This window comes from Oerskovia jenensis (assembly GCF_016907235.1).
GTDB classification, from domain to species: Bacteria; Actinomycetota; Actinomycetes; order Actinomycetales; family Cellulomonadaceae; genus Oerskovia; species Oerskovia jenensis.
In genome coordinates, this window is the sequence record NZ_JAFBBO010000001.1 from 1,570,702 (window position 1) to 1,593,727 (window position 23,026).

Sequence of the window (23,026 nt, forward strand, 5' to 3'; positions counted from 1 at the left end):
GGTTCCTTCGCGGGAGGGTCAGCGCTTGGACGGGTTCAGGGCGTTGAGCTGTCCCGTCAGCCACTGCTGCTGGGAGTCGAGCTTCGCGAGCTGCACCTCCATCGAGGTGAACTGCGCGCTGAGCCGGTTGTAGCGCTGCTCGAGCCGGGTGTCCCAGCGGGTGATCTGCTCGTCCATGCGCTTCGCGTTGGTCTCGCGGTTCTGGATCGAGGTGGTCAGCTGGCCGTCGTACTTGTCCGACAACGACTCGGCGGCCTCCTGGACGCGGCCTGCGACCTTGTTGAACGTGGCCGTGACCTTGTCCGGGTCGTCGGCCAGGGCCGCGTCGAGCTTCTTGGGGTCGAAGACGACCTCGCCGTACCGCGTGATCTCGATCCCGATCGAGGAGAGCGAGACGTTGTCGATCGGGTAGGACGCGGCGTCGAGCAGGGTCTGGCGCGCGCTGCGCACCACGGACTCTCCGGCCAGCGCCGCCCCCGTCGTCGAACCGTCGGCGGCGATCGTGACCTTGGTCAGTGCGGAGATGCGCGACAGGATCGACTGGACCGAGTCCACGAATCCCTTGACCGTGGCGGACCGCGCCTCGGCGTCCTCGTTGACCGTGATGGTCACGGGGTTCGTGGAGACCTTGGCGACCGTGACGTCGACTCCGGGGAGCAGGTCGGTCAGGACGGCCGTGGACGACGTCACGGTCTGCTCGGCGGGCGTGCCCGCCCACAGACGCACCGACGAGTCGGCGGCCGCGGTGACGGTCGCGGCGCCCGGCGCGGTGAGGAGGTTGGTGGCGGTGCCGCCGCTGACCTCGGCCGCCGTGCCCGCGTGGAACGAGAACGCGTTCTCGGCACCGGTCTCGGTCGACGTGAGCTGGAGGCGGTAGAGCTTCTCGCCCGTGCCGGGGTCGGTGCCTGCGGAGACCTTGACCGCCCGGACCCCCGCGTCGGCCTTGTTGAGGGCCGTGACGACGTCGTCGAGCGACGAGGAGGCCGACGTGATCTCGGTGTGCGCCCCCTTGGCGTCGGTGATCGTGAACTTCGTGCCGGGGGCCGTGAGCATGGCACCGGTCACGGACTTCTGCCCGGCGGCGACCGAGTCGACGACGAGCTCGATCGTGCCGGCGCCCGCCGCCGGCTTGGCGGTCACCGCGACGCCGTCCGACGAGCTCGTCGCCTTGAACTGGGCGAGGGCGTTGGGGGACGTGAGGTCCTTGGCGGACTTCGCGAGCGCGGCGAGGCGCGTGTTGAGGTCCTGGAGCGCGGTGATCTCCGTGCGCTGGAGCTTGACCTTGGCCTGGAGGTTGAGCTGAGGGATCGATTCGACCTTCATGAGGTCCGCCACCAGGGCCTTGACGTCGAGCCCGCTCGACGTGAGACCGGAGAGAGTGATGCCCACGGGAAGTGCCTCCAGGACGTTGGGTCGGCTGGGTTCAGCCAGGGTCAGATCGGTGGCGGAAGAGCACCCGGCGAGCGGCGACCTGTGCGGACGCCGCCGCCCGCCGGGTGGCTGTCAGTCTCAGCCGAGGAGCTGCAGGACTCCGGCGTTGGACTGGTTGGCCTGGGCCAGCATCGCGGTCCCGGCCTGGGACAGGATGTTGGTGCGCGAGTAGTTCATCATCTCCTTGGCCATGTCGACGTCGCGGATGCGCGACTCGGCCGAGGTCAGGTTCTCCGCGGCGACGTTGATGTTGGAGATCGCGTACTCGAGGCGGTTCTGCGTCGCACCGAGGTTCGAGCGAGCCGTCGAGACGGCCTTGAGCGCGGTGTCGATCGTCTCGATCGCCGTGCGCGAGGCTGCGGAGTCCACGACGCTCAGTGCGGTGCCGCCGGCGCCGCCCGCGTCGTCGTAGATGGTGTCCTTGATGATGGTCTGCAGGTTGTTCGTGGCCAGGGCCACGGTGATGGTGTTGCCGTCGCCGTCACCCTCGGCCCCGACCTGGACGGTCAGGTTGTCGGCGTCCTCGGTGAGGAGGTTGATGCCGTTGAAGTTGGTCGACTGCACGATGCGGGTGAGCTCGTTGGAGAGCTCGTCGAGCTCGGAGCCGATCGCGATGCGCGCGTCGGCGTTGTTGGTGTCCGACGCCGCCTGGACCGCGAGGTCACGCATGCGCTGCAGGATCGACTGGGACTCGCCCAGCGCCCCTTCAGCAGCCTGCACGACGCTGATGCCGTCCTGCGCGTTACGAGCCGCGACCGAGTAGCCGTTGACCTGAGCCTTGAGGCCCTCCGCGATCGACAGACCCGCGGCGTCGTCCGCCGCACGGTTGATACGAAGACCCGACGACAGCTTCTCGAGCGACTTGCTCTGGCTGTTCTGCGTGTTCGTCAGGTTCCGGAACGTGTTCAGTGCAGAGACGTTCGTGTTGACGCTGAAGCCCATGGTGAATCCTCCGTGAGACGGGCGAGAAAGGGTGGTCCCCCAGCCCATCCATGGGCCGGTCATCCATCACTGTCGGCAGCGGGGGCCTCGCCGTGGGGGGTGACTTCGGGACGCACGACGGCGCCGCACCGGTTCTCCGGTGCGGCGCCGTCGTCGGAAGGTCCCTTCAGGGGCCCGCCGGGTGGCTGTCAGTCTCAGCCGAGGAGCTGCAGGACTCCGGCGTTGGACTGGTTGGCCTGGGCCAGCATCGCGGTCCCGGCCTGGGACAGGATGTTGGTGCGCGAGTAGTTCATCATCTCCTTGGCCATGTCGACGTCGCGGATGCGCGACTCCGCAGAGGTCAGGTTCTCCGCGGCGACGTTGATGTTGGAGATCGCGTACTCGAGGCGGTTCTGCGTCGCACCGAAGTTCGAACGAGCCGTCGACACAGCCTTGAGCGCCGTGTCGATCGTCTCGATCGACGTCCGGGCGTTGGCCGCGGTGTCGACGCCCAGGCCGGTCCCCGGGGCGGTGCCCGCAGCGGCGCCCGTGGCGAAGAAGATGCTTCCTGCCGCGTCCCCGAGGATCGTCTCGAGGTCGTTGGCCGCGAGGGCGATGGTGATGGTGTTGCCACCACCGGCCACGCCCTCGGCCCCGACCTGGACCGTGAGGTCCGTGGCCGCTGCGGTGAGCAGGTTGATGCCGTTGAAGTTGGTCGAGTCGACGACGCGGGTGAGCTCGTTCGCGAGCTCGTCGAGCTCGGACTTGATCGCGATGCGCGCGTCGGCGTTGTTGGTGTCCGAGGACGCCTGGACCGCGAGGTCACGCATGCGCTGCAGGATCGACTGGGACTCGCCCAGGGCCCCTTCAGCAGCCTGCACGACGCTGATGCCGTCCTGCGCGTTGCGCGACGCGACCGAGTAGCCGTTGACCTGAGCCTTGAGGCCCTCCGCGATCGACAGACCCGCGGCGTCGTCCGCCGCACGGTTGATACGAAGACCCGACGACAGCTTCTCGAGCGACTTGCTCTGGCTGTTCTGCGTGTTCGTCAGGTTGCGGAACGTGTTCAGTGCCGAGACGTTGGTGTTGACGCTGAAGCCCATGATGAGTCCTCCGTGAGACGGGCGAGAAAGATGGTCCCCCAGCCCATCCATGGGCCGGTCATCCATCACTGTCGGCATCACGGGCACCGCCGTGAGGGGCGCCCGGGTGAATCGGCGCCGGACCGGCGTCCGGCTCCCGGCGCGCACGTCGGCAGTGGCCCCCGTGCCCGTCCCGGGACGCACGACGGCGCCGCACCGGTTCTCCGGTGCGGCGCCGTCGTCGGAAGGTCCCCTCAGGGGCCCGCCGGGTGGCTGTCAGTCTCAGCCGAGGAGCTGCAGGACTCCGGCGTTGGACTGGTTGGCCTGGGCCAGCATCGCGGTCCCGGCCTGGGACAGGATGTTGGTGCGCGAGTAGTTCATCATCTCCTTGGCCATGTCGACGTCGCGGATGCGCGACTCCGCAGAGGTCAGGTTCTCCGCGGCGACGTTGATGTTGGAGATCGCGTACTCGAGGCGGTTCTGCGTCGCACCGAAGTTCGAACGAGCCGTCGACACAGCCTTGAGCGCCGTGTCGATCGTCTCGATCGCGGCCTGACCGTTCGCCGCCGTGGCGACCGTCAGCGACGACCCACCACCGGCGGCGGAGATCCCGGCCCCGATGATGGTCTCGAGGTCGTTGGCTGCGAGCGCGATCGTGATGGTGTTGCCGCTGCCGGCGCCCTCGGCCCCGACCTGGACCGTGAGGTCCGTGGCCGCTGCGGTGAGCAGGTTGATGCCGTTGAAGTTGGTCGACTGCACGACGCGGGTGAGCTCGTTCGCGAGCTCGTCGAGCTCGGACTTGATCGCCGTGCGCGCGTCGGCGTTGTTGGTGTCCGACGCCGCCTGGACGGCCAGGTCACGCATGCGCTGCAGGATCGACTGGGACTCGCCCAGCGCCCCTTCAGCAGCCTGCACGACGCTGATGCCGTCCTGCGCGTTACGAGCCGCGACCGAGTAGCCGTTGACCTGAGCCTTGAGGCCCTCCGCGATCGACAGACCCGCGGCGTCGTCCGCCGCACGGTTGATACGAAGACCCGACGACAGCTTCTCGAGCGACTTGCTCTGGCTGTTCTGCGTGTTTGTCAGGTTGCGGAACGTGTTCAGTGCCGAGACGTTGGTGTTGACGCTGAAGCCCATGATGAGTCCTCCGTGAGACGGGCGAGAAAGATGGTCCCCCAGCCCATCCATGGGCCGGTCGACCAGAACTGTCGGCAGTCACGGCACGGCCGTCAGGAGCCGACCGGGTGAGATTCTTCCCGCTCCGTCGCGCTCGTCCTCCGGGTCAGGAGGCTGCGGGGGTGGGCCAGGCGGCGCGGCGCGTGGCTCCGCCCGCGACCCTGTCCCCCACCTCGGCCAGGTACTCGCGGCGGCGCGCGGACAAGGGAGCCGCGGAGCCTCGGACCTCCCGGTCCGAGTAGTGCGCCTCGAGGCCCTCGCGCAGCAGGCGGACCGCCTCGATCCGCGCGTGCGACACGGTCGAGTGGCCGATGCCCAGCTCCTCGGCGAGCGCCCCCACGGTGCGGCCGGCGAAGTAGACCTCCTCGACGATGTACCGGAGCTGGTCCGGGAGCGCCGCGACGGCTTCGCGCACGACGTGCCGCTCCTCGGTCGCGAGCACCTGCTCCTCGGGGCTCGGGGCGTCGAGCACGACGTGCTCGTACATGGTGTCGTCGACCGCGACGATCGAGCGTCCGGCATCGTCTCGGATCCCCCGGACGTCCGCGACCGTGACCCCCATCGCCTCGGCGACCTGGACGTCGGTGGCCGGCCGTCCCAGCGACGCGGTGAGGGCCGCCTCGACCGTGCCGAGCTCCTTGATCCGTCGGCGGGCCGAGCGCGGTGCCCAGTCCTGGGAGCGCAGCTCGTCCGAGAGCGCACCGACGATGCGCCGCCGGGCGTAGGCGCCGAAAGGCACGCCCCGGTCGGGGTCGTAGGCCGTGGCGGCGGTCGTCAGGGCGATCGCACCCACCGATGCGAGGTCTTCACGGGAGAGATGGTCCGCTCGGGCGCACAGGTCCGACACGAGGAAGCCGACGAGGGCAAGGTTGTCGACGACGAGAGCGTTGCGCTCGGTGAGGTTCACGCCGAAGCACCTTTCTGCTGGGCATCTGCTGGGCACCTGCGGTCGTCCGACCCGGCAGGACCCCGGGACGGACGCTGTGAGGCACGCGGTCACGACCGCGTCATGAACACCCATGCGGATCGGTCGACGATCAGTCGCCACATCCGGGCGGCGGCGGCCGACAGTGCTCACCGAGCGGGCTTCGCGCCTGCCGCCCCGACCGACCACCGCGCACGTAAGGGAGAGCCGCCTTGGGCCCTCAGGAGCTGTCGACCCTGTTGTGGCGAGAGCGGGAGCTGCTGGAGATGCTGCTCTTCAAGCTCGAGGAGGAGCAGCTGCTCCTCACGGCCGGCCGCACCCGCTGGCTCGCGCACGCCAACCGTGAGGTCGAGACGGTCATGGAGAAGGTGCGCGAGGCGACCCTCGTGCGCACCGTGGCCTCGGAGACGGTCGCCTCCTCCTGGGGGTTGTCGCCCGACGCGACGCTGCGTGAGATCGCGGCCTCCGCGCCGAGCACCGGTCCCTGGCGCGAGATCTTCGAGGGACACCTCACGGGGCTCACCGAGCTGACGGTGCGCATCAAGACCGTGCGCGACACCAACACCCAGATCGTCAACCACGCCTCGCGCTCGACGCAGGAGACCCTCGCGACGCTCGGCGGTGAGGCGCGTACCTACGACGCGACCGGCGCCGCCACCGCGCAGTCCACCGTCGCCCGCCTCTTCGACACGATCCTGTAAGGAACCGCGCCCCATGAGCTCGTTCGCCATCCTCAACACCGCCCGCCAGGGACTGAACGCCGCACAGGCCGGTCTCGACGTGACCGGCCAGAACGTGGCCAACCTCAACACGAACGGCTACACGCGTCAGCGCGTCCAGCAGTCGTCCGTCGCGCCGCTGACCGAGATGGGTCTGGCCCGCTTCGCCCAGCCCGTGCGCAACGGCCAGGGCGTGAGCATCGACGGCGTCGCCCGGCTCGGGAACCTCTTCCTCGAGTCGCGCGTCCGGCAGACGGCGTCGAGCGAGGGGTACTCCGTGGTGCGCGCCACGGCCTTCACCGCGGTCGAGGACATCCACGGCGAGCCCTCGGACACCGGGTTGTCCGCGACCCTGCAGTCGTTCTGGAGCGGCTGGCAGGACGTCGCGAACTCTCCCGGGAAGGAGGCCCAGGCGCGCGTGGTCATCGAGCGCGCGGTGGGCATCGTCGACCGCCTCGTCGCGGGTCGCGCCGAGGTCGCCGGGCAGTGGCAGCAGTCCCGCGCGAGCGCGTCCGCCCTCGTGACGGAGATCAACGCGATGGCGGACAAGGTCGCGGCGCTCAACGCGCAGATCCGCGACTCCGCGGGTCAGGGCGTGTCCTCCAACGAGCTCGTGGACCACCGCAACCAGGTGACGGCCTCGCTCGCGCAGCTCGCCGGGGCTCAGGCGAGCACGAGCCCGGACGGCACGGTCAGCGTCCTGCTGGGAGGCAACCTGCTGGTCGACGGCACCACGGCGAACCCGGTCAAGCTGGTCGGCTCCCAGTCGATGGACGGCACCACGGGGGATCCCGTGCGGCTCGAGTGGGCGCACCGTGCGGGTGCGCAGGTCGCCCTGGAGGGCGGGGACCTCGCAGGACACCTGTCAGCCCTGGCCCCCGCGTCCTCCGGTGGCGTGTACGCGCAGGCCGCGGCAGGCTACGACGCCCTCGCCACGAAGCTCGCCACCCAGGTCAACGCGCTCCACACGACGGGCCGGACGACGACCGGTGCGACGGGGGGCGACTTCTTCGTGTTCGACGCGAGCAAGCCCCCGGCCTCGGGTATCAAGGTCGCGATCACCGACCCCGCCCAGATCGCCGCCGGCGGTGGCACCAACGGCGCGCTCGACGGGTCGATCGCCGACAAGATCTCGCGCCTGGGCGTCGCGGCCGACGGTCCGGACGCCGCCTGGTCGGCACACGTCGCGCAGATCGCGGTGAAGGCGAGCTCGGCGACGTACGACGCGAAGCTCGCGACCATCGCGTCGACCGCCGCGTTCTCCGACCTCCTGTCGAACTCGGCCGTCTCGCTCGACGAGGAGACGGTGAACCTCGTCCAGTACCAGCACGCCTACCAGGGTGCCGCGCGCGTTCTCACCGCGGTCGACGAGATGCTCGACCAGCTCATCAACCGCACGGGCCGCGTGGGCCTGTGATCCTCCAGAACCGTCCGCCTCGTCGGCCAGCCAGCCCGCTCGCCCGACCTGCCTCCTAGGGGAGAACCGTGCGCATCACCAACCAGATGCAGGCCTCGTTCGTCACACGAAGCATGCAGGCCAACCTCGCCCGGATGGCCGAGCTCCAGGAGCAGGGCACGTCCGGGCGCAAGCTCGTCCGCGCGTCGAGCGACCCGTCCGCGGCGGCCGACGCCCTGTCCGTCCGCAACCAGCTCGCGACCGAGAAGCAGTACCAGCGCAACATCGAGAACGGTGACGGCTGGCTCTCGACGCTCGACTCGGCGCTCAAGTCCGTCACGGACGTCGTCCAACGCGTGCGCGACCTGGTCATGCAGGGCGCCTCGGACACGGCGTCGCCCGACGCGCGCGAGGCCATCGCGATCGAGCTCGACGAGCTGCGCTCGGAGCTGCTGCGTCAGTCGAACACCACGTTCCTGGGACGCAGCGTGTTCGCCGGCACGTCCGACGAGGGCGTCGCGTTCCGCGACGACTACACCTTCACCGGTGTCCCCGGCAGCACCGTCGAGCGGCGCATAGGCGCCGACTCGACCGTGCAGGTCGACATCGACGGCACCGCGGTCTTCGGCACCGGACCGGACTCCGTCTTCGCCCTCCTCGACACGGTCGTGGCCGACCTACGGGCCGGGACGAACGTCAGGAGCCACCTCGGGGCCGTGGACTCCCGGCTGTCCGCCGTCCTGACCCAGCACACCACCGTGGGCGCCCGCCAGAACCAGCTCGAACGCGCCACGGACACCAACGCCGACTCCCAGCTCGCGCTCAAGACGCAGCGTGCCGGGATCGAGGACGCCGACATCGCCGAGATCGCGATCGACCTCCAGCTCAAGCAGGTCGCCTACCAGGCGACCCTGAGCATCGGTTCGAACATCCTCCAGCCCACCCTCATGGACTACCTCCGCTGATGACCACCATCACCTTCGTCACCTCGCCCCCGGGTCTGTCGGCCCGTCGCTTCGAGCTGCTCGAGGAGCAGTCCGACGGCGTCTTCACGCTGGCGGCGCTCGACGTCCCCGGCGTCGAGCTCCTCGTCGTCGACCCGGGCCGCTTCGTACCCGGCTACGCGCCCGCGATCCCCGCGGGTGACCTCGCACTCATCGGGGCGTCCGACCTGGACCCCGTGGTCCTCGTCGTCGCGAGCGCACGCGACGGTGTCGTGAGCGTCAACCTCATGGCACCGGTCCTGGTGCACCCGGACACGGGTGCCGCGATCCAGACGATCCTCGACGGCCAGGGCCTGGACCTGCGTCGAGAGCTCGCGCCCCTCTGACCCCAGCCTGCACGCTCCTCGCACGCGCAGAGAGGCCCGTCCGGTCACCCGGACGGGCCTCTCTGCGCGCGGGAGGCGTGGACGGCTACCGCAGGACGACCGTGTAGGCGCCCCCGCCGTAGCCCGCGACGTCGACCGTGGCATCGAGGCGACGCCCCGTGCTGCGCAGGAACGACGTGGCCGTACCCGGCAACGCGGCCCGGGTCGAGTCGAAGACGTCGGCCAGGACCAGGTGCGGTGCGTCCTGGGTGTTGAACAGCCCGGCCGTGACGTTGAGGACCTCGGAGACGTTCTCGAGCAGCACGTCGCTGAGCCTCCCGTCCGCCGCGGCGTCCTTCGCGGGACCGGGGGGCATGAGTCCGATCGAGGCCCCGAGGTACGCCCCCAGAGGGACGTCGACCGCGACCACGGCCTCGACCTGACCGCGGTTGCTCAGGTAGGTGGCCACGACGAGCCCCTTCGTCTCGGGCGTCATGAGCCCGCCGGCGGGCACGGCCGTGCACGCACGGCCGACCAACCCTGCGTACAGGTCCTTGATCTCCTTGAGCTGGGGCAGGGGCGTGGTGGTCACGAGTTCGGTCCTCCGGGGTCGATCGGTGGGTGGTGCGCTGGGGGGGTGCGCAGGTGGTGCGGTCAGCGGAAGTGCGGACGCAGCGCCGACTCGAACGTGCCGGCGTCGAAGGGCTTGGCGATGAGGAACAGCGCCCCCTCGCTCTCGGCGAGCTCGCGCATCTGCGGCGAACCCTCCGACGTGACGAAGCCGAACGGGACGCTCGAACCTCCCGCACGCAGGGCGCGCAGGAAGTCGATCCCGTTCATCTCGGGCATGTTCCAGTCCGACAGGACGAGGTCGGGCTCCTCGGAGCGCGTCAGCGCGAGCGCCTCCGCGCCGTCCCCGGCCTGGACGACGTCCCAGTCGCCGTAGCCGGCCTGACGCAGCGTGCGCAGGACGATCTGCCGCATGACGCGGCTGTCGTCGGCGACGAGGACTCTCACAGGTCTTCTCCGTTCGTCGAGGTCCAGAGCTGGATGAGGATCGGGCCGCCCCACCAGAGCAGCGCCTGCTCGTGGTCGGCGGGTCGGGCAGCGGTCGGCTCGACGTGGCCGACCTCGGGCAGCGTCAGGGACGACCCCTCCGGCAGCATGGCCTTGAGGTTCCCGCCGACGACGTTCGCCACCTCCCCGAGCGCGTCCTGGACGTCCTCGAGCGTCACGGGCTCGTCGTCCTCCTTGAGCAGGAGCGAGCGAGCCAGACGGTCCGCGGTCTCGCGGGCCGTGACGACCAGGGTGCGCGAGACCGCCGGGCCGACGATGTCGACCCAGGCGTACAGGGGGTCGAGGATCGGCTCCTCGAGGGCCTCCATGGGCAGGAGCAACCCTGGCTCGCCGTCGACCATCGCGGTGAACAGGTCCTGCGCCATCGGGACGACGCTCTGTGCGAGCGTCGAGGTGGTGTCGGTCATGCGAGCTCCTTCTGCGGCAGCAGCCCGAGCATGTCGAGCTTCGCCTCGAGCGCATCAGGGGTGAACGGCTTGATGAGGTACTCGTGCGCCCCGGCCGCGAGGGCGCGCACGATCTGGTTCTGCTCGGACTCGGTCGTGACCATCATGAGCGTGAGGTCGCGCCAGTCCCGGCGCTTGCGGACCTCCTGGACGAGCTCCAGGCCGTCCATCACGGGCATGTTCCAGTCGACGCACGCCAGGTCGAAGCGTTCACCGGCCTCGAGCAGGTCGAGCGCTGCGCGCCCGTCCCCCGCCTCGGCGATCTCGAAGCCGAGACCCTTCAACGTCGACGCGACGATGCGGCGCATCACGCGCGAGTCGTCGATCACCAGCGCTCTCATGCGCTGCCTCCTCGGAGTCGGTAGATGGAGCCGTGTGCGCCGTCGACGCGTTCCCACGCGGGATCGACACCGACGGTCGTCTCGGCGGCACCCAGGATCAGGTAGCCGCCAGGTCTCACCCGGCTACGGAGCCGGGCGAGGATCGACTGCTTGGTGGGCATGTCGAAGTAGATGAGGACGTTGCGCAGGAAGACCACGTCGAACGTCCCGACGCCCGGAGGCGGCGTGAGCAGGTTGTGCTTCTCGAACGTCAGGTTCCGCCGCAGGGCGGGATCGACCTCCCACTCCGCGCCCGCCCGCCGGAAGTGGCGGACGAGCATCGGGGCGGGCAGGCCACGGTTGACCTCGAGCTGGCTGTACCGGCCGCCGCGGGCACGGTCGAGCACCTGCGCGTTGATGTCGGTCGCGAGGATCCGGAAGCGGTGGTGCCCGTACTCGGCCAGGACCATCGCGATGCTGTAGGGCTCCTGGCCCGTCGAGCACGCAGCGGACCAGATCGAGAGATCGGCGTCGCCGTGGGCCGGCAGGACGACCCGGCGCAGGGCCGTGAACGGTGACGTGTCGCGGAACCACGACGTCTCGTTGGTCGTCATGGCCTCGACCACGCGCACGACCTCCAGTCTCGAGCCGGTGCGCACGTATCGCTGCACGTACTGCTCGACGGCGTCGATCCCGTGCAGGCCCTTCTCCCGGGCCAGCGGGCCGAGGCGCGACTCGACGAGGTACTCCTTGCCGGGCGCGAGCTGGATCGCGCTGTGCCGACGGACCAGGTCGCTCACGAACGCGAACGACTGGGTGGACACGGTCATGCGCGTGCTCCTTCGGTCGCCGAGACGACGGCGCGGGCGAGGTGGTCGAGCGGGAGGACCTGGTGGGCGTGCCCTGCGGTGACCACGGCACCAGGCATCCCCCACACGACGGACGACTGCTCGTCCTGGGCGATCACGTGCCCGCCGGCCCCCGCGACCGCTCCGGCGCCGTCGCGGCCGTCCGAGCCCATGCCGGTCAGCACGAGCGCGAGCAGGTCGCCCCCGAGCACCTGCACCGCGGACCGGAACAGCACGTCGACGGACGGACGGGTGAAGTTGACGGGTGGTCCGTCGGTGACGGTGGCCGCCAGGCTCGCACCGCGGCGCACGACCTCCAGGTGTCGTCCACCGGGCGCGAGGTAGGCGTGGCCCGGGGCGAGGATCTCGCCCCCGACGGCTTCGACCACGGTCGTCGGGCCCTCGCGGTCGAGACGCTCCGCGAGCTGGCGGGTGAAGACGGGCGGCATGTGCTGGACCAGGAGGACCGGCACGGACAAGGGTTCCCGGATCGCCGAGAAGATCCTCCGCAACGCGTCGGGCCCCCCGGTCGAGGAGCCGACGACCACGGCCCGGACCGGGCGGTCGGGGGCGGCGCGACGGGTCGTGACCACGGGGGCCGCAGGCGCACCGAGGCGCCCCGCGAGGGGCCTGCGCGCCTGCGGCACGAGCGCCTTGATCTTGGGGACGAGCTCGAGTCCCACGCGTTCGAGCGCGGACTGCACCGAGCCCGTGCCGCTCGGCTTCGTCACGTAGTCCGTCGCGCCCGCGGTGAGCGCGTCGAGCGTCGCCCCCGCTCCGCGCTCGGTGAGCGTCGAGAACATGATCACGGGCATGCGGCGCCCCGCGGCGCGCAGCGCGCGCACCGTCTCGATGCCGTCGAGCACAGGCATCTCGATGTCGAGCGTGATCAGGTCGGGCTCGAGCTGCTCGACCTTGGCCAGCGCGAGGCGGCCGTCGGCGGCGGTCCCCACGACCGTGATCTCGGGATCCCGTTCGAGGGTCTGCGTGACGAGGCGCCGGATGACGACCGAGTCGTCCACGACGAGCACGCGGATCACGTGCGACCTCCTCGTGCGCAGGGCAGGGCTGCGCGCCCGGTCGGGCACCCTGTGAGGTGCCCGACCGGGCGCGCGGCCGAAGTGCTGTCGCTCACCGGCGCTCAGATCCGGAACTGGGCGACGCGGGTGCGCAGCTCGACCGAGACCTGGGCGAGCTCGTCGACCGCGACGCTCATCCTCTGCATGGTCGCCGCGCTCTCCTGCGCCGCGGTCGCGATGCCCGTGATGTTGCCCGCGATCTCCGAAGCACCCGTCGCGGACTCCAACACACCACGCGACATCTCCGTCGTCGTCGCGGTCTGCTCCTCCACCGCCGAGGCGATCGTCAGCTGATAGTCGTTGATCCGCCCGATGATGTCCGCGATCTCACCGATCGCCCCCACCGCACTCGACGTGTCGTCCTGGATCGCCTCCACCCGACGAGCGATGTCCTCCGTCGCCTTCGCCGTCTCCTGCGCCAGCTCCTTGACCTCAGAAGCCACCACCGCGAACCCCTTGCCCGCCTCCCCCGCACGAGCCGCCTCGATCGTCGCGTTCAACGCCAACAGATTCGTCTGCTCCGCGATCGAGGTGATCACCTTCACCACATCACCGATCTCCTGCGAACTCGTCCCCAGCTTCTGCACCGTCACGTTCGTCGACGCCGCACGATCCGTCGCACGATTGGCCACCTTCGCCGCCTCGTTCGAGTTCTGCGCGATCTCCCGGATCGACGCCCCCATCTGCTCCGCCCCCGCAGCCACCGTCCGCACGTTCTGCGACACCTGCTCAGCAGCCGCAGCCACCACCCCCGACTGCGCCGCCGTCTCCTCCGACGACGCCGAGAACTGCGACGACACCCCCGCCAACGACTCAGCACTCGACGCGATCGTCACCGACGACTCGACCACGCCCGAGATGAGGCCACGGAGACCCGCGAGCGTACGTTCGAGAGCTTCCGCCATGGTGCCGAGCTCGTCGCGCCCGGTCACGCCGGACGAGACGGTCAGGTCGCCGTCGCCTGCCGCGGACAGGCTCGAGGACACCGCACCGATCCGACGCACGATGCCGTGGGCCACGACGTACCCCAGCGCCAGCGCGGCGAGGGTGCCGAGCACCGCGACCAGGATCGTGAGCACCGCGGCCTGGTTCGCGTGCTGGTCGGTCTGCTCGGCGAGAACGGCTGCCGCCTCGCCCTGCGACGCGGTCTCCACCTGCATGGCGTCCATGACGCCGGTGGTCAGGGGCCTGATGGTCTCGTTGAAGTAGGTCGCGAAGCCCTCGGCGTCCCCCTCGTCCGCGAGCGGGAACAGCTCGTCCTGGGCCGCGGAGTAGTAGGCGTCCAGAGCGGCGACCATCGCGTCGACGTCGGCCTGGCTCACCGCGTTCGCCCGGTAGGCGTCGATCTGCGCGTCGAGGTCGACGTGACGCTCGGCGAGCTCGTCGACCAGGGTCGCGCGGGTCTCCTCGTCGGCGATGCCGTACTGGATGACGCGGGCGCGGTCGCCCTGGTAGGCGCGCTGGATCTCGGTGAGCTGCTGCAGGGGCACGACGTTCCCGCTGTGCATCGCGGCGGCGTCCGCCCGCAGCGACCGGATCGAGCTGAGCGCGACCACGGTGACCACGACGGTCACGGCCACCATGACGAGGATCGACACCAGGATCTTGACCAGCACCGGGCGGTCTGCCCACAACCTGCGCGGTGCGCTCTTCTGCTCGCTCATCGACTCGCCTCTCGTACGTGCGGGGACCTCTGTGTCCCTGCGGGTCGGACACGCAGGCGCGTGCCCGAGACGGGCTCCCCGGGACGGGTATCCCGGGGGTCGTGCTGGTAGTGCTCCTGGTACCGCGCAGGTCCCAGGTCGGGCACGGGCGTGCTGATGAGCTCTCCTCAGATCCGGAACTGGGCGACGCGGGTGCGCAGCTCGACCGAGACCTGGGCGAGCTCGTCGACGGCGACGCTCATCCTCTGCATGGTCGCCGCGCTCTCCTGCGCCGCGGTCGCGATGCCCGTGATGTTGCCCGCGATCTCCGAAGCACCCGTCGCGGACTCCGACACACCACGCGACATCTCCGTCGTCGTCGCGGTCTGCTCCTCCACCGCCGAGGCGATCGTCAGCTGATAGTCGTTGATCCGCCCGATGATGTCCGCGATCTCACCGATCGCCCCCACCGCACTCGACGTGTCGTCCTGGATCGCCTCCACCCGACGAGCGATGTCCTCCGTCGCCTTCGCCGTCTCCTGCGCCAGCTCCTTGACCTCAGAAGCCACCACCGCGAACCCCTTGCCCGCCTCCCCCGCACGAGCCGCCTCGATCGTCGCGTTCAACGCCAACAGATTCGTCTGCTCCGCGATCGAGGTGATCACCTTCACCACATCACCGATCTCCTGCGAACTCGTCCCCAGCTTCTGCACCGTCACGTTCGTCGACGCCGCACGATCCGTCGCACGATTGGCCACCTTCGCCGCCTCGTTCGAGTTCTGCGCGATCTCCCGGATCGACGCCCCCATCTGCTCCGCCCCCGCAGCCACCGTCCGCACGTTCTGCGACACCTGCTCAGCAGCCGCAGCCACCACCCCCGACTGCGCCGCCGTCTCCTCCGACGACGCCGAGAACTGCGACGACACCCCCGCCAACGACTCAGCACTCGACGCGATCGTCACCGACGACTCGAGGACGCCCGACAGGGTCGCGCGGAGCGACGCCTGTGCCACCGAGAGGGCGTGCGCCATGTCGCGGAGCTCGTCCTTGCCCGTGACCTCGGGCTCGTGCGTCAGGTCACCGTCCGCGATCGCCTCGATGGTGCGCTGGACGCCCACGATCCCCGCCCTGATCCGGTTCGAGACCACCCAGCCCAGGGCGAGCCCGCCGAGCGCTCCGACGGCGATGACGACGACCAGGGTGATGATCGCGGTGGACGCCTCACGGGCGGCGCCCGCGGTCTCCTCCGCGAGGATGTCGTCGATGTACGACTGGAGCCGGTCGAGCGCACCCCCGACCTGCTCCCCGACCCTGTCGAGGTCCGTGCCCGCCGACCGGTAGGCCGTGACGTTCCCGGCCTCGAACGCCGGGAGCGCAGTGTCCTCGACGATCGAGATGTACTCGGTCATGGACAGCTCGAACGAGCCGTACTGGTCCGGGACCGGCTCACCGATCTCGGTGTAGATGGCCCTGAACTTGGACATCTCGGAGAGCACGACACCATGAGCGCCGTCGATCATCACGAACTGGGCACCCGCCTCGTCGGGGTCCCCCATGAAGTCCCCGAGCCCGCCCGTCGCGAGACGGTAGGACCACACGGAGCTCTGGAGGGCCATGACGCGCGCGTTGAGCGTGCTCTGGATCGTCGCTATCCGCTCGGCCCGGTCCCGCAGCGAGACCGTGGTCGAGACCGCCACCGTGCCGAGCACGATCATGGCCACCACGAGCGCGGCGACCAGGCCGAGGATCTTGGTACGGACGGAGCGGATGCCGCCGCGCCGGGTGGCCGTCGCTCGCTCCTCCTCGCCCGTCTCCGCGACGGGGTCGTCGGGGGCCGTCGCGGCGTCGTCCAGCAACGGTTCCAGGAGATCGACCGAACCGACGGAGGGCTCGGGCTGCACCGCGGACCACCCCTGTGGCGTGGTGTCGCGCTGCATCGTCCCTGCGAGGTCGTCGCCTGCGTGGCTCTCCCGGTTCACGTGCTGTCCCTTCCGTCAGATCCTGGCTGGTGGGGTCTCGTCCTGCGTCAGTAGACGAACTTCGATGCGCCGGACTGCATGTCGGCGCTCATGCGGGCGAGCTCGGCGATGGAGTCGTTCATCTGCTGGATCGCCTCCGCGGTCGAGGACGCCGCGGTCGCGATGCCCGTGATGTTGCCCGCGATCTCCGAAGCACCCGTCGCGGACTCCAACACACCACGCGACATCTCCGTCGTCGTCGCGGTCTGCTCCTCCACCGCCGAGGCGATCGTCAGCTGATAGTCGTTGATCCGCCCGATGATGTCCGCGATCTCACCGATCGCCCCCACCGCACTCGACGTGTCGTCCTGGATCGCCTCCACCCGACGAGCGATGTCCTCCGTCGCCTTCGCCGTCTCCTGCGCCAGCTCCTTGACCTCAGAAGCCACCACCGCGAACCCCTTGCCCGCCTCCCCCGCACGAGCCGCCTCGATCGTCGCGTTCAACGCCAACAGATTCGTCTGCTCCGCGATCGAGGTGATCACCTTCACCACATCACCGATCTCCTGCGAACTCGTCCCCAGCTTCTGCACCGTCACGTTCGTCGACGCCGCACGATCCGTCGCACGATTGGCCACCTTCGCCGCCTCGTTCGAGTTCTGCGCGATCTCCCGGATCGACGCCCCCATCTGCTCCGCCCCCGCAGCCACCGTCCGCACGTTCTGCGACACCTGCTCAGCAGCCGCAGCCACCACCCCCGACTGCGCCGCCGTCTCCTCCGACGACGCCGAGAACTGCGCACCGGCGACGGAGAGCCGCTCCGCGGCACCGGCCACCTCCTGGGCCGTGCCGGCGACCGAACCGATGAGCTCGCGCAGGCTCGTCTGCGCGGCGGAGAGCGACACCGCCATCTGGCCGATCTCGTCGCGGCTGTCCACGTCGGCCCGGACCGTCAGGTCCCCCTCGGCGAGGGCGACCAACGAGCTCCGCACCTCCTCGACCGAGCGGCGGATCCCGTTCGCGACCACGAGTGCGACGACGAGTGCGATCCCGAGGCCGACCGCGGTCAGCACGATCATGAGGAGGTTGGTCTGCTGAGCACGCTCCTCGGCGTCGTCCGCGACCGACTTCGCGTACGCGTTGGCCGCGTCGACCGCCCGGTCGAGCGACGCGACGTACGTCTCGATCATCTCCTCGTTGCGGGACTCGACGTCGGCGGCGGCCGTCCCGGACGCCACGCCCGGCAGGAGCGTCTCGTCGCGGTAGTCCTGCCACTGCGCCCACTCGGTCTTGAAGGACTCCCAGTTCGGATCCACGCTCGTCCCCAGGACGTCGTCGTAGCTCACGATCGCCTCGTCGATGGTCGCGTCCACGGCGCCCATCTGCGAGACGAGCGCGCTGCGCAGCGGCACCTGGATGGCGTACTGCCAGGTCAGGCGCCAGGCCACCTGGGTGTTGTGGTCGATGTCGGCCAGGTACTGCAGGCTCGTGCTCCCGACGGACTCGACCCTCTCGATGTCGTTCGAGCTCGCCCGCAGGCCCTGCACGGCGAACCCGACGCATCCCAGGAGGACGGCAGCGAGCACGCCGAGGGCCGTGATGATCTTCGTCCGGACGGAGAGATCGGTGAATCGGAACCGGCGCGCACGAGCGGCCGAGGGGGTCAGGGGCGTGGACATGCGAACTCCTGTGCTGCGTGGTGGGTGAGGGGGGCGCTGCTCGATCTGCTCATGGCGACCTACGACGCGACGGCATCGACGTCGAGAGCGAGCAGCAGCCGGTCGGAGAGCTTGTACGTGCCGAGGATCACGGCACGCAGTGCCTCGGAGAGAGTCTGGGGAGGGAGCTCGAACTGGTCCTCGTCGACCACGAGGACGTCGCCGATCCGGTCGACGAGCAGGCTCACGGTCTCGTCGCCCACGAAGACGACGGCCATCATCTGCTCGCCGTCGTGCGGCGGCATCCCCAGGCGACGACGCAGGTCGACCGTGAGCACGACCTGTCCCCGGAGGTTGACGAGGCCGGCGACGTCGTCGGGGGCGAGCGGTACCCGCGTGCGGGGACGGCTCGGGAGGACCTCCTGGACCCGGTCGACGGGGATGCCGCAGAGCCGGTCGCCCAGCGTGAAGGTCACGAGTCTGGTGCTCATCGCACACCTGCCAGGAGGTCGTCGTCGAGGGGAGCCCGGTCGGCGGTGCCGTCCGGGTCGCGGTGGGTGTCGTGGTCGTCGTCGAAGAATCCCGCGTCGGCGGCGCGCACGGCGCTGTGGACGTCGAGCAGCTCGGTGACGCGTTCGTCGAGGACGGTCGATCCCACGAGGCCGTGGTCGTCGATGTCGCTGTGCAGGCGGGCGTCGTCCTCGACGATGTCGAGGATCTCGGACACGGCCATCGCGATGCTCCGGCCACCTCGGGTGTACACGACGACGTCGAGCTCGTCACCGGTCGGGCCACCCACGGCACCCAGCACGCGGTCGAGCCGGATCAGCGGGACGAGCGCGCCCCGGTATTGGAGCACCTCTCGGGTCCCCACCTGCTCGATCCGGTCCGTGCGGATCCGCTCGAGCCGCGTGACCGCGGACAGCGGGATCGCCACGCGACGCTCCCCGGCCGCGACCACGAGCACCTGCTGGGGTGCCTTCACCGCCTGCACCGCGGTCTGTCGGCGTACCTTGGCGAGGTCCGCGATCTCGGTGCTGAGCACTCGTCTGGCGATCGCGGGAAGGTCGAGGATGAGTGCGACCCCGCCGTCACCGAGCACCGTGGCACCCGAGTACATGCCGATCTGCTTGAGGCGGCTGGCGAGTCCCTTGACGACGATCTCCTCCATGTTGAGGACGCGGTCGACGATCACGCCGAACCGCTGGTCGTCGGCCTCGACGACCGCGATGACGCGGCCCTCCGACTCGGCGGCCAGGTCCAGGACCTCGGCGAGCGAGACCAGCGGGAGCAGCGTCCCGCGCAGCCGGAACACCGGGGCGGTGCCGACGTGCTCGATCCGCGTGTCGTTCCCTCCGAGTGCGACGAGCTCGAGGAGGCTGACCTGCGGGATCGCGTAGACCGAGCCGCAGCACGTGACCGTCAGTGCGGGCAGGATCGCGAGCGTGAGCGGGATGCGCATCCGCCACGTGGTCCCCTTGCCGACGGTCGACTCGACGTCGACCGACCCACCGATCGCCTCGATGTTGGTCCGTACGACGTCCATCCCGACGCCGCGACCCGAGACGTTGGTGACCTTCGCGGCGGTCGAGAACCCGGCCAGGAACAGCAGGTCCAGCACCTCGGAGGAGGACATCGCCGCGATCTCGTTGGCGCTGCGCAGCCCCTTCGAGACCGCCGAGCGACCCACCTTCTCGGGGTCGATGCCCGCACCGTCGTCGGTGATCTCGACGACGACCTGCCCGTTCGAGTGGTACGCGCGCAACGACACGAGCCCCTGCGGGGCCTTGCCCGCGGCGCGCCGCTGGTCGGGCGCCTCGATCCCGTGGTCGACGGCGTTGCGCACCAGGTGCGTCAGGGGGTCCTTCACGGCCTCGAGCAGCGAACGGTCGAGCTCGGTGTCGCCACCGGTCATCTCGACGCGCACCTCGCGTCCCAGCATCTTCGCGAGGTCGCGCACGATGCGCGGCATCTTCGACCACACGTGCTCGATGGGCTGCATGCGGGTGCGCATGACGCCCTCCTGCAGCTCGGAGGCGATGAGGCTCAGACGCTGCGCGGACCGCTTGGTCTCCTGGTCCTCGCCCGCTCCGGCGATGCGGTCGAACTGGTTGCGCACGAGCACGAGCTCGCCGACCTGCCGCACGAGGGAGTCGAGGAGGTCGACGTCGACCCGGATGGAGCCGTCGGCCGCGTTCCGGCCGGGCAGCTCGATCTCCTCGCTCCTGGGTGCGGCGGCAGCGGCGGGCGCGGGTGTCGTCACGGCGGGGGCCGGCGCGGGGAGCGGGTCGACGGCGTCGGGGGCCTCGAGCGCTCCGGCCTCGGCCTCCCCGGGGTCGGTCGCAGCAGCCTCGGCCGGGACCGGCTCGGTCACGGCCGTCTCGGTCACGGCCGGCTCGCCCGCCGCCGTCGGCCCCTCGGCGGTCGCCGTCCCCTCCTGCACGGCCACGATCTGGTCGACCATCGGCTCGACGTCGACGTCGTCCCCGACCCCTGCCTCGACCTTGGCGAGGATGGCGCGGAGCGTGTCGACGAGCGCGAGCAGGACGTCCGCCACCTGCGGGTCCATGAGGCGCTGGCCGTCGCGCAGCTCGGACAGCAGCGACTCCCCGACGTGCGAGACCCGCTCCAGGTTGCCGAACCCGAGGAAGCCGCTCGTCCCCTTGATGGTGTGCACGGTGCGGAAGATGCTGCTGAGCAGCACGCGCGACGAAGGGTCGCTCTCCAGCGCCACGAGGTCCTGGTCCAGCTGATCGAGGTTCTCGTAGGACTCGACCAAGAACTCGTGGACGATCTCGTCCATCTCGTCCACGCCCGCACCTCCACGCCATCGCTGGCATCGTCGTCGTCGCCGGTTCGGGCGACCTGTCGTCAGGGACCCAGGTCCCCAGCCCCCGCGTCCGCCGGGGCTGTCGTCGGGGACTGTCGGTCGGCTCGTGCGGTTGGTGGGGGTGATCCCTGGCGCCCGGAGCCGTGCCCGCCGGGTCCTGCCCGCTCGCACGGTCCCGCCCGCTCGCACGGTCCGGTCCCGAGCGGGAGCCGTCGGGCGGGCCCGGAGACGGGCGGGTCGGCCCGGGTGTCGCTCAGGCCGCGCTGTCGAGCGCTCGTGCCAGGGCGAGCGCGAGGGCGATGTCCTCGTCGAGGGTGCGTCGTTCGTCGCGCACCGCGTACCCGGCGGCGACGATCGCGCCCTCGTGCGCGCGGTAGTGCGGGTCGCAGAAGAGGAGCTGGCTCCGACCGGCGACGGTCACGCGGACGCAGGCCGTCGCGCCGCACGCGTCGCACTGGTCGCACCGGTCGAGTGCGTCGTGCGGGTCGGCGTCCGGGGGCTCCCACGGTCGCCGCAGGTGGTTCATGCCGCGGTGGCCTTCTGGGCCGCGCGGTTCACGAGTCCCGCAGCCTCGGCACGGGTCAGTCCTTGGATGACGAGCTCGTCGACGAGCGAGGCGATCTGCTCGTGGACGTCGCCGGGGTAGAGAGGGGCGCCTGCGCGTCGACGCGCGAGCTCCTTGGTCAGGGGAGCGCAGCGCTCGGCGATGGTCTTGGGTCTCGGGCGTGCGGGGGTCGCAGCCATGGGGTGCTCCTCTCGGTGCCTCTGTCGAGGCGTCGACGGTCCTGCTTCCTATGCAGCCAGGTCGGCCGTCGTCCGGCGCGGCTGCGGCGGCCGGTCAGCCGGCCTCGGCGATCCTCGTCGTCTGTCGTGCGGCGGCGACGACGTCCGCGAGCAGGCTGCGGACGTCGAGGGGCGTGCGACCGAGGGGCGAACCCGGCAGCGCGGCGGCGGCCGCGAGAGCGTCCAGGTAGCGCGTGGTGTCGCGGGTCGACTCACCGGTCCCCCGGTCCGGGTCCCAGGCGGAACGGGCCTCGTGCTCGTGCTCGACGAACACCGCGGTGAGCTCGGTGACCCACGCCGCGTCGACACCGCACCCCGCGACGGCCTGCTTGACCGCGACCCGGGTGCGGGACAGTGCGGGCCGCCCGGGGCGGGCACGGTCCGCCAGGACGTCGCGCACGAGGAGGTGGGCGATCTTCTGCCCGTACTCGTGCGTGGCGACCGTCTCGAGGTGCTCGTCCTCGTAGGACGCCCACAGGCCGGAGAGCGTGGTGACGCGCGGGTCCGACGGGGAGGTGCCGATCACGAGGACCGAACGCAGGGCGAGCTCCTCGTCCTCCTCGATCCAGGCGAGCATGCGGGCCCGGACGTCCGGGTCGAGAGGACGTTCGAGCGTCGGCAGGTCGAACGCGTCGCGGATCGCCGCGGCGTCGATGTGCATGCGCAGCACGCCGCGCTGGCGGGTGGCAGCGCTCTCGTGCGCGGCGTAGAGACGGTCGAGGTCCTCGTCGCGCCCCGCGTCGAGGACCTGGACCGCCAGGTCGGGCACCACGGGCAGCTCGTGCACGAGCCCCGCGAGGCGTCCCTCGCTGTCGATCGTGCCCTCCAGGAGGTCGGTCGAGACGATCTGTCCGACCTTGCGGGCCGAGCGCACGCTGCGCAGCAGGGTGCGGTGCATGAGCGTGTAGTCACCGAGTGCCTGGCGGATCGAGCCGGCTGCGCTCGCACCGCCCGCGAAGACCTCGAGGTCGAAGAACTTGGTGCCGTTGCGCCCTCGGGAGTCCCCCTCGGTCCCGTCGCCGCTCGGCAGGTCGAGGATCTTGCGGGTGTAGAAGTCCACGGCCGCGTCGACCATGTCGTCGTGCAGGAAGCGGGCGATGCCGTGGCGATGGCAGTAGCGCGTGGTCTCGGAGCGCACGATGCCCGTGCGGAACACCGCTTCGAAGACGATCATCCGGGCCTCACGCTCGGTGAGGTCCCCCGCGCGCACCCGTCGGGCGACGTCGGTCGTGGTGCGATCGAGCTCGTCGCTCGCGCGGTCGTGGACGGTCGTTCGGACGGCGGCGGCGACATCGACGTCGACGTCGGCGGTGACGGTGATGGTCTGCATGGCACGTGTGTGTGCGGCGTGCTCGCGAAATTCGGGCCTCCGAGCCCTTTCGGCACTGTGACGTCCGTCACACTCGTTCCGAGGGCGCGCCTCCC

At 70.4% G+C, this 23,026-nt stretch carries 23 protein-coding genes; 4 read left to right on the forward strand and 19 right to left on the reverse strand.

Annotated features, from left to right (window positions below):
• Positions 1-18 precede the first annotated feature (18 nt).
• The 5 genes from fliD to JOD49_RS07090 form a co-directional block, all read right to left on the reverse strand.
• Entirely contained in the window at positions 19-1,389 is a 1,371-nt protein-coding gene (gene fliD / locus JOD49_RS07070) for a flagellar filament capping protein FliD (protein WP_205306544.1), read from the reverse strand.
• Between the two features lie 120 nt (positions 1,390-1,509).
• Positions 1,510-2,373: a flagellin N-terminal helical domain-containing protein gene (locus JOD49_RS07075; RefSeq protein ID WP_205306545.1), complete on the reverse strand. Its 864-nt coding sequence runs from the start codon at positions 2,371-2,373 to the stop codon at positions 1,510-1,512.
• A 194-nt stretch (positions 2,374-2,567) separates the two neighbouring features.
• Complete coding sequence (locus JOD49_RS07080; protein WP_205306546.1) at positions 2,568-3,455, reverse strand: flagellin N-terminal helical domain-containing protein; 888 nt, start codon at positions 3,453-3,455, stop codon at positions 2,568-2,570.
• A gap of 261 nt (positions 3,456-3,716) precedes the next feature.
• Positions 3,717-4,571: a flagellin N-terminal helical domain-containing protein gene (locus JOD49_RS07085; RefSeq protein ID WP_205306547.1), complete on the reverse strand. Its 855-nt coding sequence runs from the start codon at positions 4,569-4,571 to the stop codon at positions 3,717-3,719.
• Between the two features lie 145 nt (positions 4,572-4,716).
• Entirely contained in the window at positions 4,717-5,517 is an 801-nt protein-coding gene (locus tag JOD49_RS07090; protein WP_205306548.1) for a sigma-70 family RNA polymerase sigma factor, read from the reverse strand.
• Between the two features lie 230 nt (positions 5,518-5,747).
• On the opposite strand from JOD49_RS07090, the gene JOD49_RS07095 reads away from it, so the two are divergent.
• The 4 genes from JOD49_RS07095 to fliW all read left to right on the forward strand — a co-directional run bounded on the left by JOD49_RS07095 (position 5,748) and on the right by fliW (position 8,980).
• Complete coding sequence (locus JOD49_RS07095; protein ID WP_205306549.1) at positions 5,748-6,236, forward strand: flagellar protein FlgN; 489 nt, start codon at positions 5,748-5,750, stop codon at positions 6,234-6,236.
• 13 nt (positions 6,237-6,249) lie between these two features.
• Positions 6,250-7,671: a flagellar hook-associated protein FlgK gene (gene flgK / locus JOD49_RS07100; RefSeq protein ID WP_205306550.1), complete on the forward strand. Its 1,422-nt coding sequence runs from the start codon at positions 6,250-6,252 to the stop codon at positions 7,669-7,671.
• A 68-nt stretch (positions 7,672-7,739) separates the two neighbouring features.
• On the forward strand, positions 7,740-8,615 hold the full coding sequence (flgL, locus tag JOD49_RS07105) for a flagellar hook-associated protein FlgL (RefSeq protein WP_307822432.1): 876 nt from the start codon (positions 7,740-7,742) through the stop codon (positions 8,613-8,615).
• The gene (gene fliW, locus JOD49_RS07110) at positions 8,615-8,980 is read left to right on the forward strand and encodes a flagellar assembly protein FliW (protein WP_205306551.1); all 366 of its coding nucleotides are present in this window, start codon (positions 8,615-8,617) and stop codon (positions 8,978-8,980) included. Before flgL ends, fliW begins: the two co-directional genes overlap by 1 nt.
• A gap of 85 nt (positions 8,981-9,065) precedes the next feature.
• On the opposite strand, the gene JOD49_RS07115 is transcribed toward fliW, so the two are convergent.
• From JOD49_RS07115 to JOD49_RS07180, 14 genes are all read right to left on the reverse strand, one after another.
• A complete protein-coding gene (locus JOD49_RS07115) occupies positions 9,066-9,551 on the reverse strand; it encodes a hypothetical protein (RefSeq protein ID WP_205306552.1) in 486 nt (161 codons plus the stop codon).
• 62 nt (positions 9,552-9,613) lie between these two features.
• Positions 9,614-9,976, reverse strand: coding sequence for a response regulator (locus JOD49_RS07120; protein ID WP_205306553.1), 363 nt, complete (start codon positions 9,974-9,976; stop codon positions 9,614-9,616).
• Positions 9,973-10,443 carry a chemotaxis protein CheX gene (locus JOD49_RS07125; protein WP_205306554.1) on the reverse strand — a complete coding sequence of 157 codons (471 nt, stop codon included), beginning with the start codon at positions 10,441-10,443 and terminating at the stop codon, positions 9,973-9,975. Before JOD49_RS07125 ends, JOD49_RS07120 begins: the two co-directional genes overlap by 4 nt.
• Positions 10,440-10,823, reverse strand: a complete 384-nt coding sequence (locus tag JOD49_RS07130; RefSeq protein WP_138825814.1) for a response regulator — start codon at positions 10,821-10,823, stop codon at positions 10,440-10,442. The genes JOD49_RS07125 and JOD49_RS07130 overlap by 4 nt, the downstream gene beginning before the upstream one ends.
• The gene (locus JOD49_RS07135) at positions 10,820-11,632 is read right to left on the reverse strand and encodes a CheR family methyltransferase (protein ID WP_205306555.1); all 813 of its coding nucleotides are present in this window, start codon (positions 11,630-11,632) and stop codon (positions 10,820-10,822) included. Before JOD49_RS07135 ends, JOD49_RS07130 begins: the two co-directional genes overlap by 4 nt.
• Positions 11,629-12,690, reverse strand: a complete 1,062-nt coding sequence (locus JOD49_RS07140) for a protein-glutamate methylesterase/protein-glutamine glutaminase (protein WP_205306556.1) — start codon at positions 12,688-12,690, stop codon at positions 11,629-11,631. Before JOD49_RS07140 ends, JOD49_RS07135 begins: the two co-directional genes overlap by 4 nt.
• A gap of 101 nt (positions 12,691-12,791) precedes the next feature.
• Positions 12,792-14,393, reverse strand: coding sequence for a methyl-accepting chemotaxis protein (locus JOD49_RS07145; protein WP_205306557.1), 1,602 nt, complete (start codon positions 14,391-14,393; stop codon positions 12,792-12,794).
• A 167-nt stretch (positions 14,394-14,560) separates the two neighbouring features.
• Positions 14,561-16,351 (reverse strand): methyl-accepting chemotaxis protein, encoded by a 1,791-nt coding sequence (locus JOD49_RS07150; protein WP_307822433.1) that lies wholly within the window; start codon positions 16,349-16,351, stop codon positions 14,561-14,563.
• Positions 16,352-16,398: 47 nt separating this feature from the next.
• Positions 16,399-18,009, reverse strand: coding sequence for a methyl-accepting chemotaxis protein (locus JOD49_RS07155; protein WP_205306558.1), 1,611 nt, complete (start codon positions 18,007-18,009; stop codon positions 16,399-16,401).
• Between the two features lie 59 nt (positions 18,010-18,068).
• Positions 18,069-18,479: a chemotaxis protein CheW gene (locus tag JOD49_RS07160; protein ID WP_205306559.1), complete on the reverse strand. Its 411-nt coding sequence runs from the start codon at positions 18,477-18,479 to the stop codon at positions 18,069-18,071.
• The gene (locus tag JOD49_RS07165) at positions 18,476-20,791 is read right to left on the reverse strand and encodes a chemotaxis protein CheA (protein WP_239526037.1); all 2,316 of its coding nucleotides are present in this window, start codon (positions 20,789-20,791) and stop codon (positions 18,476-18,478) included. Before JOD49_RS07165 ends, JOD49_RS07160 begins: the two co-directional genes overlap by 4 nt.
• A gap of 280 nt (positions 20,792-21,071) precedes the next feature.
• A complete protein-coding gene (locus JOD49_RS07170) occupies positions 21,072-21,344 on the reverse strand; it encodes a DUF7455 domain-containing protein (protein WP_239525158.1) in 273 nt (90 codons plus the stop codon).
• Positions 21,341-21,562, reverse strand: a complete 222-nt coding sequence (locus tag JOD49_RS07175; protein ID WP_191791882.1) for a hypothetical protein — start codon at positions 21,560-21,562, stop codon at positions 21,341-21,343. Before JOD49_RS07175 ends, JOD49_RS07170 begins: the two co-directional genes overlap by 4 nt.
• Positions 21,563-21,656: 94 nt before the next feature.
• Positions 21,657-22,931 carry a hypothetical protein gene (locus JOD49_RS07180; protein ID WP_205306561.1) on the reverse strand — a complete coding sequence of 425 codons (1,275 nt, stop codon included), beginning with the start codon at positions 22,929-22,931 and terminating at the stop codon, positions 21,657-21,659.
• Positions 22,932-23,026 lie beyond the last annotated feature (95 nt).